Source organism: Porphyrobacter sp. ULC335 (assembly GCF_025917005.1).
GTDB lineage: Bacteria > Pseudomonadota > Alphaproteobacteria > Sphingomonadales > Sphingomonadaceae > Erythrobacter.
Genome location: NZ_CP078091.1, coordinates 1,502,323 through 1,517,261 on the forward strand (window position 1 = coordinate 1,502,323; position 14,939 = coordinate 1,517,261).

The following is a 14,939-nucleotide window of genomic DNA, read 5'->3' on the forward strand; positions in this document are numbered from 1 at the left end:
AGGGGAGTTTCCATGTCCGTTACCCGTCGCCGTTCAAACCGTCGTCAGCTTGCCCATGCCGCCCTGCTGGGATCCGCCTCGTTCATGTCGCTGACCTTCGCGACCGAGGCGCAGGCGCAATGTGTGCCGAACCCGACGCAGCCGCTCAACAACATCACGACCGATAGCTCGATCGTCTTCTGCACGGGCACCGTGAACGGGCCGACCATCACCGTGAACGCCAACGGCACCAATGTGGAGGCCAACGGGACCGGAACCAACGTCACAGGGGCCACCATCAACGTCACCGGGGACGGCAACGTGGTCATCGTCCGGAACAATGCGGTTCTGAACGGGTCGCAGATCACCATGACCGGCACCGGAAATACGGTGTTTTATGGGAACGGCGCCGTTTCCAATGGCTCGATCGTCAATATCAGCGGTGCGATCTCGCAGCTCCTTTTTGGTGCCGGATCGCAAGTCACCCAGAACCCCGGCCAGACCATTATCTCGGCGCCCGTTGGGGAGCAGAACAACATTACGCTCGGCACAGGCAGCGGCCTGTTCGCGACGGGCAGCAACGGACAATATCTGCTCACCGGGGGCACCGGGAATCAGAACGTAATCATTCTCGGCGATTTTCAGGCTGCGACCGACGGTTTCGGTATCGCGCTGGGTGACGGGGACGACACCATCGCGATCGGCGGGTCTTCCAACATCACGGCCCAGGGCGGCGGTGCCGTCCTGTTCAATGGCGGGGCGGGCAACGATGCCTTCAGCATCAATTTCAACGGGATCTGGCAGCACAACACGGTCGGGTTCGAAGTCATCGACATCAACCCCAACACCGCCATCACCCTGACCGGCAGCAATGCAGATGCGACCCAGGTCAATGTGCAGGGCGGCAGTGTCACGGTGACCAGCGGCGCTGCGCTGGGTGTTGCGAACAGCACGGTCGACATCGGCCAGTTCGGCAACCTCACGCTCGCCTACACCGCATCGGCCAGCTTCGACAACACGCTGACCGGCAGCGGCGGGCTCAATGTTGATGCCTCGGGCCACACCATCACCTTCGGCGGCGATGGCAGTGGGTATACGGGTGCCGTCACGATCGGTGCCGGCACGACCGCCGCACTGGGGATCGCCAATGCGGTCGGCTCGGGTGTCATCGTCAACAACGGCACGATTGCGTGGGGCGATTTCGATCTCGCCAACAACATCGGGGGCACTGGCAGGCTGATCTATACCGGGGTCGGCACCGGCGACCTTAGCGGGGCGAACAGCTTCAGCGGCGGTATCGACATCCGCAGCGGCAGCCTGCGCGTGACGAATGTCGGCGCGCTGGGCATCGGCGCGGTGACCAGCACCACCGGCGGGGTCATCCTGCAACTGGACAACGGCGTCTATCAGGCGCTGGCCAACGACCTCACCGGTGCGCTGGTGCTAGCCAAGACCAGCGGCGGGGTGCTCGATCTGACCGGCACCAACACCTATACCGGCGGCACGCTGATCGACACGGGCGCGATCCGCGTCGACAGCTTTGCGCGGCTCGGCACTGGTCAGGTCATCGCCAATGTCGGCGGCAGCCTGATCCTCAACTACAATGGCGCGGGCACGCTTCTCCAAACCACGCCGTTCATGACCGGCGACGGCAGATTCATCAAAGAAGGCACTGGCAATGTCGTGATGAATCAGACCAGCACCTACACCGGCGGCACCATCATCCGCGAAGGCCGCATTAGCCTTAACAATGGCGATGCACTGGGGACCGGCGCGATCCAGATCGACAGCGGCGCGGAGCTGGGCGTCGGCAATATCATCCTCAACAACAATCTCACCGGCAGCGGTCTGGTGCGCAAGACCGCGAGCAACGTGGTCGAACTCTACGGCGACAACAGCGGCTTCACTGGCACGATCCAGGTCGAGGACGGCATGCTGATCGCGACCGATGGCAATGCCCTGGGTTCCGGCATCCTGCAGATCGACAGCGGCACTGGCGTGCAATTGACAGCTGCCAACAATTCCATCGTCGCGGCCGATCTTGTTGGCAGCGGCTCCTTCGAAAAGTTCGGCGGCGGTCTGGTGCGGCTGACCGGCGACGGCTCGCAGTTCACGGGCGGCATCGCCATCTCGGGCGGCACCTTCGCGATCGAAGGCAGCCAGAATATCGGCAACAGCTCGATCGTGTTCATCAGCAGCGGGGCAACGCTGCTGCTCGATACGGCGGGCAACACCAATCTGTTCAATGCGGTGTCGGGTGACGGCAACCTCGTCAAGACCGGCACAGGCACGGTCTTCATGACCGGGGCCAACACCTATTCGGGCGGCACCGACATCCAGCAGGGCGCGATCCGGGTGACCGACGTGTCGTTCCTCGGCACCGGCGCGATCACGGTGCAGCAGGGTGCGGCGCTCGATCTGGCCATCGCAGGCGCTCAGTCGCTCAGCCAGACCATCGCGGGTGCGGGCATCCTGCGCAAGTCGGATGCAGGCGATCTGACGCTGCTCAGCAATGGCCTGACGGGCGGGGTCGACATTGTCGGCGGGCGGGTGATCGTCAACACGGCCGCCGCGCTGGGCGGCGGGTCGGTGACGACGGCGGTCGACACCCAGCTGGTGTTCGACAATGCAACCACCGAAGTCAGCAACACGCTGATCAGCGGAGCGGGCGCGCTGACCAAGAATGGCACCGGCCTGTTGGTGATGAACAATGCCAACAGCTACACCGGCGGCACGATCATCAATGCCGGCCGGATCGGGCTGAATGACGGGATGGGCCTCGGCACGGGCGATGTGATCGTGCTGCAGGGCGCGACCCTCGGCATTGGCGGCGTGGCTGTCGCCAACAACATCTCGGGCGCGGGGCAGGTCATCAAGACCGCGACCAACACCGCCGTGCTGACCGGCACCAACACCTATTCGGGCGGCACCGACATCCAGCAGGGACGCGTAGTGGTGAACTCGCCCGCCGCGCTGGGCACCGGCGGGGTGCAGATGGCGGCAAACACCGGACTGGTCGTCAATTACAGCGGCGGGGCAAATGTCGCGATGGCCAACGTGCTGAGCGGCGCGGGCGCGCTGGTCAAGGAGGGCAGCGGCACGGTGGTGTTGAACACCGCGGGCAACACCTTCTCGGGCGGCACCACGATCAATGCCGGGCGGCTGGGCCTCAACTTCGGTGATGCGCTGGGGACGGGTGCGGTGGTCATCAATAGCGGGGCCGAGCTCGGGATCGGCGCGATTGCGCTGGCCAACAACGTTTCCGGCGCAGGCCGCATCGTCAAGACCAGCGGCGGCACGGCGAGCCTTACCGGCACCAACACCCACACGGGCGGGATCGATATCCAGGGCGGCAGCGTCGCGGTGAGCAGCAATGGCGCGCTGGGCACCGGGGCGATCACCATCGCCAGCGGTGCGAGCCTCGATTACACCAACTCTGCTGCTGCCACCTTCAGCAACGGGGTGTCCGGCGCGGGCAGCTTCAACAAGCTGGGGGCGGGGCAACTGACCTTCGCCAACAACTTCACCCTCGGCGCGCTGAACCTCAACGCCGGGCGCACCCGGATCAACACCATCGCCACCACCAACGCCACCGTCGCCAGCGGCGCGACGCTGGACGGGACGGGGCGGATCATCGGCAACCTCGTCAACAATGGCACGGTCGCACCCGGCAACAGCATCGGCACGCTGACGGTGCAGGGCAATTACACCCACAACGCGAATTCGGTTCTTGAGATCGAGTTCGACGCGAACGGGAATATCGACCTGCTCGATGTGACCGGCAATGCCACCCTCAATGGCGGGACGATCCGCTTTGTCGGGATCGGCGGAGCAGAGGGGCAGGGCGGCACCTTCCTGCGCACCGGCGGCACGCTGACCGGCACCTTCGGCACTGTCGAGACCGTCGGCGCGTTGCTCCCGCTCTCGGTGTTTTACACGGCGAACACCGCCCAGATGGCACCTTCGGTCCTGACCGCGCGGCCTTCCACCTTCAACGCGCAGTCGCTGGCTGCGGCCGATACGGCGCTGGGCTTCATTGACTCGATCGGGCTCGCCGATGCGCGCCACGGCACGGGCAACCGCCTGTGGCTCTCGGGCTTCGGCGCCTGGGGCAGCCGCAGCGCCTCGGGCTCGACGCTGGCCTATGATCACGAGACCCGCGGGATCAGCGGCGGGATCAATTTCGATGTCGGCAGCGCGGTGACGCTCGGCGCGGCAATCGGCTGGGCCGATGGCGACATCACGCTGGGCAGCAATGGCGGCGGCGGCGAGCAGACCCACACCCTCGGCAGCGTGACAGCCCGTTATGCGGGCGAGGGCATCACGCTTGGCGCAGGTGCGGTCTACGGCTCGGTCGATCAGAGCACGCTGCGCAATGTCAGCTTCAACGGTTTTTCGGGTAGCGTCGACGGCGCAACCGAAAGCACGATCTACGGCGGCTTTGCCGAGGTGGGCGTGCCGCTGGGCGCGTCGGGCGGGTGGAGCTTCGGCATCAATGCGCGCGGCAGCCTGATCACGCAGGAGCAGGACGGCTACACCGAAAGCGGCACCAGCCCGCTGCGCCTGCGGCTTGATGATATGTCGACCACCACGCTCGAAGGGCAGGCGCGCCTGACCGCCAAGACCCGGCTGTGGGACGCCAATGTCGGGGGCGAGGACACCGGCCCCGCCGGGCTCGACCTGCGGCTTGACCTTGGCGGGCGCTATCTGGCGCTGCAGGGCGATCGGGAAATCCCGGTGGTCTTCGCGGTCAGCAATGCCGGGATCGTGTTGCAGGGCGACACCCGCGACACCCTTCAGGGCGTCGGCGGCATCGCGCTCGATTACACCACCCGCAGCGGGGCGACCTTCAGCCTCGGCTATCGCGGCGAGATCGGCAAGACCGATCGCCATGCTGTCGAAGCGGGCGTGAGCATTGCCTTCTAGCGCGAGCCCCCCTCGCGCTGAGGCCGGAGCAGGGACTTGAACCAAACCCGCTCCGGACGAGCGAGGCTGATGACAGCGGCGACCCTGTCATTGGCCTCGCTCCTTTGGGTTGCCCCGGCGGCGGGCGCACCCGGGAAGATGCCCGCCTTTCTGCGCCAGCTCGACCGCGCGGTCCACGCGGGGGACTGGACGCTGCAATGCGATTCGTCGCAGTTCTGCCAGATCATCGGGGTGGTCACGCCGCCGCGCAACCACATCGGGGTGCGCGCGGTGGTGATGATCGAACGCGGCGTCGCCAAAGACGCCCGCCCGCGCCTGCGCATGGCGTTTCTGGACTCGAGCGGCGCGCTCGCTGTGCCGCCCCCCGAGGAGAGTTGGCGGCTGGTTCCCAAAGGGCGGCTGCGGCGCGCGGTGGCGCTGCCGCTCGGCTTTTCCGAGGCCCAGGCAGATGGTGCCTATCGCGCATCGCCCGAAGCGGCTGAGGCGATCGTCGCCGCGCTGCGTCGCTGGCCGGGGGCGGCGGTGCATAATGGCGAGCGGACCATCGCCCGCATGCCGCGCGGCAATCTCGACCGGCTGATGCGCCGCATGGACCGGCTGCAACACCCATCCCGGCCGCCCCTGACCGAGGCGGAGCGTTCGCAATGGCTCAAGGAATATCACTACACCGTCCTGCGCAGCGATGCCGACGAAGAAGCGCCGGTGCCGGACGCGGTGGAAGATGCCTGCTCCGGACGCGCGCTTCCCAACCGGCCTTTCCTCTTCCGGATCGGCCCGCAACACCGGCTGTGGATTGCCGAATGTCCCGAGGGCAACCGGATATTCCTCCACCCCGATGGCGCGGGGCCAATCCATTTCGAGATGCGTGACAATGCCGGTGTGATCCAGCGGCACGATTATGCGGGATTTGGCGGGGATTCGCTGCTGGTGCTCCAGATGCCGCGCGGGGACAGGATAGATTGCGGCCACTGGGTCAAGTTCGGCTTTTCGGGCGAGGTGTTCCAGATGATCCTCCACCGCCGTTATGACCGTTGCCGCGCTGTACCATATGATTTCTGGCCGAAGGTCTGGCACCCCACCACCTGGCGCTACGCCGATGCACCCCCCTCAGATGGAGGGGATGCGCCCCCCACAGCTGAGGGGGTAAGCCCGCCCTGAGCACTGCGAGGGGGGGATGCCATGAATGATGCTGCACGGCCGTGGATCGGCCTTGTCTTCAAATGCTGCGCTTTGCTGGCGGCGATCTTCGCCTTCATATTCTTCATGCGCATGCAGGAGGAACAGTCTCTCACCGATCGTTATCGCAAGGACGGCACGGTCAGCCGCGCGGTGGTGACCGCCAAGGAGAAAGACCGGCTTGTCACCAATCTGCGCAAGGGGCGAAAACAGACGAAGGATATCCAGGTGCTGAGCGTGAGGTACAACCCCAACTCGGCGCTTGCCTATCGGGATTACACGGGCTCGGGCGTTGTGCCGTCCGCTCCGCCCCCGACCGGGGACCCTGCGGTGGATTTCCGGTTTGACGAGGTCATATGGGTGACGCCGGATGTCTATGCCCGGACCAAGGTGGGCGATAGCTTTCTGGTGGTTGACACGCCTTACAGCAGCGACGGGCCGGAGCTGATCGAGGACATCCGCGATTTCGATCCTGCGATCTTTTACCCGCGCATGGTGATTGCACTGGTGCTGGCGGCCGTGTTTGCGGTGATCGGCTGGCGCGGGCCGTGGCGCCGCCGTGGGTAAGCTATCCCTGCTGGCTGCGGGCATCGCGCTGCTGATGACCGGCCCGCTACGCGCCGAGGACTCCGAGCCCGGGGAATGGATCGCGCCCGAAGTGGCCGAATTCTCCGACTGGTCGGTCGCGTGCGACAATGGCCGCGAATGCACCGCCGTCAGCCTGTCGCGCGACTATCTGGCGCGGATCGCGATGAATGACCCGGGCGATTACGCCTTGCCCAAGCTGTGGTTGAAGCGCCGCCCCGGTCCCTCGGCACCGCTGCGGGTGTTCATCGACACCACCGTCTGGGGCGAGGCGGGGGGCGGCCCCGGCCCGGCGAGCCTTCATGTCTATTTCGATTGCGATGGCGATTGCACGGGCCGCGCCTATCGCCTGCTGCCAATCGAGCCGGGGCGTTTCGAACTGGCCCCGCAGGATGTCGCCGCATTCCTCGCCGAAAGCATCCAGTCCAGCCGCGCCGCCACCCGCTTTGCCGATGGCGAGATGCACGGGACCATCACCACCGCCGGGCTGACCGCCGTGGTGCGCTTCATCGACGAGGCGCAAGGCCGGCGCGGAACCGTGACGGCGACCTTTGGCAAGGGCCCGCGCCCGGCGCGCAGCGTCCCGCCCGGCCCGCCGCTCCCGCGCGTGGCCGTGGTGCGCGGCGAGGAGGTCGATGCAAACGCAACTCTGGCAACCGACACGATGCTGCTTGTCGCCCGTGCGCAACTGTGCCCGCAGGTCAGCCTTGAAGGCCCCGACCCGTCACGCGCACGCTTTCGGTTGGAAACGGGGCAATATCTCTGGGCGCTGGGCTGCTCCGGCAATCCGCATGCACCGCGCCGCCTATGGCTGATCGAAACGCCGGGGCAGGGCATCGCGCCCTACCTTGTCCCGCGACCCGAACAGGGCCGCGCGGCCGAATTGCCGATCCTGCCCAATAGCGATTTTGATCCGGCGAGCGGGCAGATCACAGCCTATTCGGACGGCAAGTGTGGCTGGCGGCGGCGCTGGGCGTGGACCGGGAAAGAGTTCCAGATGGTCGACGCGGTCGAAATGCCGTCCTGTTACGGCATCCCGCTGCACCAGTGGTTGCAGACCTATCGGGCGGTGCCGGATTGACATGCCGCCTCACCGCGGACAGCGTTTCGCCGGACGGCTGCTGTGGGGCTTTTCAGGAGGGGCTGAATGAACCTGTCGCCAAGGGTGCGCACCTGGCTGCTTGCCGGACTATTCCTGCTTTTCTCGCAGATGCTGTTCTGGCCGCTGGTGGATTTTGCCGAGCGGATCACCCGCCCGGCTGAAATCGACCCGCGCGGTGAAATCGTGTTCCAGGCGCTCGACGCCGAGCGCAAGGTCATCGAACCGGGCAAGAGCTACACTGCCAAACGGCAAAAGCAGCAGGGCTATTATGCCCCGCTGGTGCCGGGCGCGGCCTATGCGCGCTTTATCATTCCCTTCGCCGCGACCGACCCTGATGCGCCGCTGGGACTTTACATGTCCCTGCGGGACGATGTCGCCGAGATCCGGCTGAACGGCATGATCGTCCAGCCCGAGGTGACCGTCTCGCGCCAGCAGGGCAGCGTCAATGTCGGCCCGCATTTCGTGCCGCTGCCGCCTGCCGCGCTGCGGCAAGGGGAAAACAGGCTCGAACTCGATGTGCTCAGCACCGGCACGGTGAACGATTTTCCGACATTTGCCATCGGTGATGCCAACGCGCTTTCGCAGGCGCACCGCTGGCGCAACTTCATGCTGCTGGACCTCCCGCTCGCCGGCATTGCGATCCAGCTGTTCACAGTGTTGCTGTGCGCGGTCGTCGTCTGGCCTCGCGAAGACCGGCCCCGGATCAATGCGATCATGCTGTTGCTCGGGCTGAGCGCGGCATCGACGGCGGTGCTGTCCTACATCCCGCCGACATGGCCCTTTGCGATCACCATCACGCTTTATGTGTTGAGCAGCGCCGGGATCGGTTTGGCGGCGATGCACTATGCCCAAAGCGATGGCGCGGTGACGGTGATCCCGGCCCGGGTGCTGCGCTGGGCATGGCTGGCGCTGCCGTTGCTGGTCGCGCTGCCGATGATCTGGAGCCATTTTGTTCCGGCCAGCGCACCCCTGCTGGTCGCGGGCGTGCTGAAGGCCTCGTTCTGGTTTGTCAGCGCCGCCTGCGCGCTTGCCTCTGTCCTCCTCGCGCTGGCGGCGGCACGCGGCGGCTGGGCCTTCTGGTTCGAGCGGCTGGTGCTGATCGTCAGCTTCTCGTTCTTCACGCTCGACCGGCTGGGGAGCATCTTCGAGCTTCATTCGCTGTTCGACCGCTCGCTGCCGCTGACCTTGCCGTGGTCGCCGATTGTCGGGGTGCCGCTGGGCCTGTCGATGATCCTGTCGCTGGCCCGCCAGGCGAGCGAAGCGCGGCGCACCGTGGTGCAATCCAACGAAATCCTCGCCGCACAGCTGACCGAACAGAACGCCAAGCTGGAACGCAGCTATGATGCGCAGAAGCAGATGCTTCAGAGGCAGGTGATGCTGGTCGAGCGTCAGCGGATCGTGCGCGATATGCATGACGGGATCGGCGGGCAATTGCTCGGACTGATGATGCAGGTGCGCAGCGGCGGGGCCAGCCCGGTCGAAGTCGAACAGGGCCTGCAAGCGAGCATCGCCGACCTGCGGCTGATCGTGGATTCGATGGATTCGGCGGAAGAAGGCCTTGCCGAAACCCTGCGGTCCTTCGAACACCGGGTGCGAAGCCAGATCGAGGCGGCGGGCATCGCGCTCGATTTCTTCGCGGATGTGGACGAGGAACTCGACCTCGGCCCGCGACCGACCTTGCAGGTGCTGCGCATCCTTCAGGAGGCGGTGACCAACGCCATGCGCCATTCGGGCGCGAAGCGGATCGCGGTGAAGAGCCTTGCGCCTGCGGGCGGGCCGATCCGGATCACCATCAGCGACGACGGCACGGGCCTGCCCGAAGGCTACCGCCGCGGGCGCGGGCTCACCAGCATGGAGACCCGCGCACGCAATCTCGGCGGGGCGCTCACCATCGAAAGCGGACCGGACGGCACCCGGCTGGTGCTGGACGTGCCGCTGCCCGAGACCGATCCGGCGGACTGATCCCGATCCCTCCGGTTGGGGGGATTGGCCTTGCAGCCTTCATCGCGCCACACCCTTTCCGGACTGACCGGAGGGACAACATCATGCGCCGTCTTGCCTCGCTTGCCACGATTGCCCTCACTGCGAGCATCGCCGCGAGCATTCTCGCCGCCCCCGCCGCGGCGCAAAGAACGTCGCGCGAAGGGCGAGGCTCCGCTGGCGTGGCCGCCGCGCCCGACAGTCCCAACCCGGTCAAGCGCACCTGGGATTTCACCAAGCGCTTCGGCATCCCGCGCTTCGACAGCGCCGACTGCGCCAGCGATCCGGCGCGGCTGGCGGAGTTCCTCGATGCCTACAACGCCAATGTCGATCGCTTCCTTGCAGGGCCGACCGATCCCAAGAAGCTTGGGCTTGAGCGGCGCAATTATGTGAAGCAGGTGCTTGGCACGGCGCGCGATATCGGTGCCTATCTCGGCGCCTTCGAAACCAGCGGACAACGCTCTCCCGACAGTTACGTGCCGCCGGTCGAGGACGATATCTGCCGCGCGCAGGCACAGAAGCACGCGCTGCTGGCCCTGCGCGCCGGGCTGGCGGCGATAGCGCGGGTCTATCCCGATATGGTCGAGGTCGCCCCGGCGCTGGCCGAGGCGGACGCCGCGCTTGCCCGCGTCGGTGATGATGCCGCGATCCGCAAACTGGTCACCGCCAACCGCGCCGCCTCGCTCGCCGCGGTACGGATGAAGCCCGCGCTGGCGAAGAACCCTGCGTGGGAAAATGGCCTGCGCGATGGTTTTTCGCGGTTGGTGCCGGATGAGACGATCCTCAGGCTCCACCTCTACAGTTCCGACTGGTATATCCACCGCAATGAATTCACCAGTGTGCCCGAATACCGCCAGATCGGCGCGTGGGTGGCGACGCGGCGCAGCGATGGCACCTGCTGGATCAACGGGATCGACCTGTGGCAGAACTTTACGGGCACAGGCTTCGATAGCGGCGAGTACAAGCTGGGGCAGGCACCGCAGCAAATCCTGTGCGAGAACCTGCCAAAATGACAGTCTGACCGGGCGGGACGCGATGTCCCGGTTCCGCTCAGGTCTGTTCGCGGCGGCGATTTGCGCTTATGGCGCTGGCGTTCGGCCCGCATTCAGGCGCGCGGCTGACAAATACTGACCTTCGAACCCGTGTCCGGACAGCCCATCACCCCCTCTGCCGCACTCCAGCAGGCCTATCTCGCCAACCGGGAGCGGTTGGTGCGTTTTCTGCGCGCCCGCGGTGCGGGGGAAGCTGCGGAGGATCTGGCGCAAGACCTGTGGTTGCGGCTCTCCTCCGGGCCCGATCCGGTGGCTGCCGCCGGTCTCGGCTACATGATGCGCGCCGCCGACCGGCTGATGATCGACCGCTACCGCGCCGAACGGCAGGGGGCCTTGCGTGACAAGGCCTGGGCCGAGTCGCAGCCCGGCCTCTCCGACAATATCGCCCCCGCTCCCGGTGCCGACCGCACTATCGCCGCGCGCCAGCAATTCGCGCTGGTCGATGACGCGCTGGCCGCGGTGGGCGACCGCGCCGCCGCGATCTTCCGCCGCCACCGCATCGACGGCATGACCCAGCGCGACATTGCGGCCGAATTCGGCATCAGCCTCAGCACGGTGGAGAGCGATCTGAGGCGCGCCTATGCCGCGATCCTCGAGGTAAGGAGGGCGCTCGATGAGGTTTGAGGCTTGCGACTCCGTCTTGCTGTCAGGAGAACCCGCGTGATGAACCCTGACCAGCCGATCCGTGATGCCGCCCTTGCGTGGGCGATGCAGACGCGCGAGCCCGAATTTGCCGACTGGGACGGGTTCACCGCCTGGCTTGAGGCTGACCCGGCGCATGGCGCGGCCTATGATGAAGTGCAGTTCGCGCTCGACGAGGCTGACGCTGTACTGACCGCGCGCCCGCAGCCTCTTCCCGCGCCTGAAGCGCTTGCCGCCAATGACAACCCGCCCGGCTGGTTTGCCAGCCGCCGTGGCTGGCTGGGCGGAGCGATGGCCGCTGCCCTGGTGCTGGCGTTGACCTCGGTCCTGTGGCTCGGCCCGCAAGGCTCTGGGGTCTATGAAACCGCGCCGGGCGAAACGCGGCTGATTGCGCTCGATGATGGCAGCAAGGTCGAACTGGCAGGCGGCAGTCGCCTCACGCTGGAGGGGAACCGTGCCGCGCGGCTCGAAGCCGGGCAGGCGCTGTTCACCATCCGGCATGACGAAACCGATCCCTTCGTGCTGATGGCCGGCAATGACCGGCTGGTCGATGCAGGCACGGTGTTCGATGTGCGCCTTTCGGGCGAGACGCTCGATCTGGCCGTCTCCGAAGGCGCGGTGGTTGTGAACCCCAAGGATCAGGCGATTCGCGTCGATGCCGGGATGCGCGCCGTGCGCGAAGGCGGGCGTTACCGTGTGGCCGCCATTGATCCGAACGCCGTGGGCGAATGGAGCCGGGGCCGGATCACCTTCGAGAATGCGAGCCTTGCCGTCATCGCTGCGGAATTGACCCGCGCCACCGGCACCAGCTTCGCCAGCGCCGACACTGCCACGCGGCTATCGGGCAGCATCGCAACCGGCACCGTGCGCAACGATCCGCGCGCGCTGGAGGCACTGCTGGGCGTGCGGGTGCGCGCCGAGGGCGATGGCTGGGTGATTGCCGCCCAATGAGCCCGCAAGTGTGACACCATGAGGCCGCTCGCCCCCCTGTTGGCTATCGCCGTGATGGCCGCGCCTGCGCCGCTTGCCGCGCGTGATGTCACGCTGGCTGTGCCGGCTGGCACGGTCGCGGATGTGGCCATCGGGATCGCGCGGGCGACCAATGCCAGCATCGTCATCGCCGATCCGGCGCTGGGAAGGCAGAAAGTCGCGGGCATCAAGGGGCGGATGGACGCCGCGGACGCGGTGCGAAAGCTGGCGCGGTCGGGCGGCTTGCAGGCGGTCAAGGTCGGGCCGAACGCCTGGCGGCTGATCGCCGCGCCGCGCCGCGCGGCGGCGATCCCGCGCGCGCGGGTGCCACGTGCCGAGCCGGTGTCGGCGGCGGCCAGCAGCGCCCCTCCGCCCGAGGTGGAGGGCGCGCCGATCACCGTCACCGCGACCAAGCGCGATCTGAGCTTCACCGAAGTTGCAGCGCAGGTGACGCTTCTGGATGGCGATGTGCTCCAGAGCGGCGGGGTGGGCGGCACGGAAAAGATCATGCAGCGCGCCGCCACGGTCAGTTCGACCTATCTCGGCAGCGGGCGCAACAAGCTGTTCATTCGCGGCATTGCGGATTCGAGCTTTACCGGCCCGACGCAGGCGACCGTGGGCCAGTATTTCGGCGACCTGCGCCTCAGCTACAACTCGCCCGATCCCGATCTGCGCCTGTCCGACATGGAGCGTGTCGAGATCCTCGAAGGGCCGCAGGGCACGCTTTACGGCGCGGGGTCGCTGGGCGGGATCATCCGGCTGGTGCCGCGCGCGCCGGAGCCGGGGGAGACGAGCCTCGTCTTTTCCGGCGGGGCGAGCGCGATCGCCAGTGGCGAGCCGGGCGGCGATGTCCATGCGACGCTGAACCTGCCGCTGGCCGGAGAGACCGCGACGCTGCGGCTCAACTTCGATGCGGCAACGCTCGGCGGCTATATCGACAAGCCCCTGATCGGGCGGCGCAATGTCAATCGCACCGCGATCCTCTCGGGCCGGGCGGCGCTGCGGGTTGATATCGCACCGGACTGGAGCGCGGATGTGATCCTCCTCGGGCAGGATACCGAGGCTGATGACAGCCAGTATGCGGACCGGTCTGGCACGCGGCGGCTGGTCAGTTCGGCGCAGGTGACCGAAGGCAGCCGCGCGCAATACGGGCAGGCGCAGTTTGTGGTGACCGGGCGCGTCGGCGACATCCGCGTCAAATCATCGACCGGGATCGGCGTGCAGGATCTCACCGAACGTTACGATGCGACCGCGCCCGGCGGGCCGCCGCGGCTGTTCCGCCAGCGCAACGAAACCCGCATGATCGCCAACGAGACGCGGTTGTGGCAGCCGGTAGGGGAGAGCGGCTTCGGCTGGGTGCTGGGCACCAGCGTGATCGATAATGACAACACCGTGACCCGCGGGCTGGGCGATCTGGCCTTGATCGTGCCGGTGTTCGACCTGGGCGAAGGCGGCGTGATCGATGGCAATGCGCGGTTGTTGCCCGCGGCGACCGGAGTCAGCAACGCGGTGTTCGAAATTACCGGCTATGGCGAGGCGAGTTACCGCCTTCTCCCCCGGCTGACGCTGGCGGCGGGCCTGCGCATCACCGAGGTCGAGCTGGGCGGCGGGGGCGAGGATGTGTCGCGCGCGGCGGCGCTGGCGGGCGCGGCGATCACGGCCAAGCGGCGCGAGACCGCCTATCTCCCCTCTGCCTCCGCGCTGGTCGATCTCGGCGATCAGGGCCGCGCCTATATCCGCTATCAGGAAGGCTTCCGCCCGGGCGGGTTGGCGGTGGCGGGCGATTTCGTGCGCCAGTTCCGGTCCGACCATGCGCGCACCGTGGAGCTGGGCGGGGGCTGGGGCCAGCCGGGGCGCGGGGACTTCGATGTCTCGGCGAGCCTTTCCTACACCCGCTGGCGCGATATCCAGGCCGATTTCATCGACGATGGCGGCCTGCCGTCCACCGCCAACATCGGCAATGGCACCCTGTGGGCGGCGAGCATTTCGGGCAGCGTGCGCCTTGCCGAAGGGCTGCGCGCCGAGGCAGGGGCAACGCTCAACGACAGCAAGGTCGACGAGCCGGTGTTCTTCACCCAGATCGGCGCTGCATTGGTCGGCTTCGATGTCATCCCGCCCGATGGCGACGTTGGCAGGTCGCGCGTCCTGGCCGCCCCGCGCCTGTCGCGCATCCCCAACATCGCACGCTTTTCGGGCAGGGCGGGACTGCAATGGAGCCGCGAGTTCGACAACGGCACCGCACTCTCGGCAGATGGCTGGATCAGCTACGTCGGCACGTCGCGGCTCGGCATCGGGCCGGAGCTGGGTGAATTGCAGGGCGACTATCTCGACAGCGGTCTGATTATCCGCTGGGGGCGCGACAATGCCGGGCTGACACTGTCGGTCACCAACCTTGCGGGCAGCGAGGGCAACCGCTTTGCGCTCGGCACGCCGTTTTCAACGGGGCGTGCGCAGGAAACACCGCTCCAGCCGCGCACCTTCCGTATCGGGTTCGACACGCGCTTCTGAAGTTTTTTGCGCTGGCGCCA

The 14,939-nt window shown here is 66.9% G+C and carries 9 protein-coding genes; all 9 read left to right on the forward strand.

Annotated elements, in window-relative coordinates:
* The first annotated feature begins 12 nt into the window (after nt 1-12).
* The 9 genes from KVF90_RS07340 to KVF90_RS07380 all read left to right on the forward strand — a co-directional run bounded on the left by KVF90_RS07340 (nt 13) and on the right by KVF90_RS07380 (nt 14,919).
* The gene (locus tag KVF90_RS07340) at nt 13-4,905 is read left to right on the forward strand and encodes a beta strand repeat-containing protein (protein WP_264394194.1); all 4,893 of its coding nucleotides are present in this window, start codon (nt 13-15) and stop codon (nt 4,903-4,905) included.
* Nucleotides 4,906-4,974: 69 nt separating this feature from the next.
* Nucleotides 4,975-6,063, forward strand: coding sequence for a hypothetical protein (locus tag KVF90_RS07345; protein ID WP_264394195.1), 1,089 nt, complete (start codon nt 4,975-4,977; stop codon nt 6,061-6,063).
* 21 nt (nt 6,064-6,084) lie between these two features.
* A complete protein-coding gene (locus KVF90_RS07350) occupies nt 6,085-6,648 on the forward strand; it encodes a hypothetical protein (RefSeq protein WP_264394196.1) in 564 nt (187 codons plus the stop codon).
* Complete coding sequence (locus tag KVF90_RS07355; protein ID WP_264394197.1) at nt 6,641-7,747, forward strand: DUF1176 domain-containing protein; 1,107 nt, start codon at nt 6,641-6,643, stop codon at nt 7,745-7,747. The genes KVF90_RS07350 and KVF90_RS07355 overlap by 8 nt, the downstream gene beginning before the upstream one ends.
* Nucleotides 7,748-7,813: 66 nt before the next feature.
* The gene (locus tag KVF90_RS07360; RefSeq protein WP_264394198.1) at nt 7,814-9,730 is read left to right on the forward strand and encodes an ATP-binding protein; all 1,917 of its coding nucleotides are present in this window, start codon (nt 7,814-7,816) and stop codon (nt 9,728-9,730) included.
* 83 nt (nt 9,731-9,813) lie between these two features.
* Complete coding sequence (locus KVF90_RS07365) at nt 9,814-10,761, forward strand: hypothetical protein (protein WP_264394199.1); 948 nt, start codon at nt 9,814-9,816, stop codon at nt 10,759-10,761.
* 129 nt (nt 10,762-10,890) lie between these two features.
* On the forward strand, nt 10,891-11,424 hold the full coding sequence (locus KVF90_RS07370) for a sigma-70 family RNA polymerase sigma factor (RefSeq protein WP_264394200.1): 534 nt from the start codon (nt 10,891-10,893) through the stop codon (nt 11,422-11,424).
* 39 nt (nt 11,425-11,463) lie between these two features.
* On the forward strand, nt 11,464-12,393 hold the full coding sequence (locus KVF90_RS07375; RefSeq protein ID WP_264394445.1) for a FecR family protein: 930 nt from the start codon (nt 11,464-11,466) through the stop codon (nt 12,391-12,393).
* An 18-nt stretch (nt 12,394-12,411) separates the two neighbouring features.
* The gene (locus KVF90_RS07380) at nt 12,412-14,919 is read left to right on the forward strand and encodes a TonB-dependent receptor (protein WP_264394201.1); all 2,508 of its coding nucleotides are present in this window, start codon (nt 12,412-12,414) and stop codon (nt 14,917-14,919) included.
* Nucleotides 14,920-14,939 lie beyond the last annotated feature (20 nt).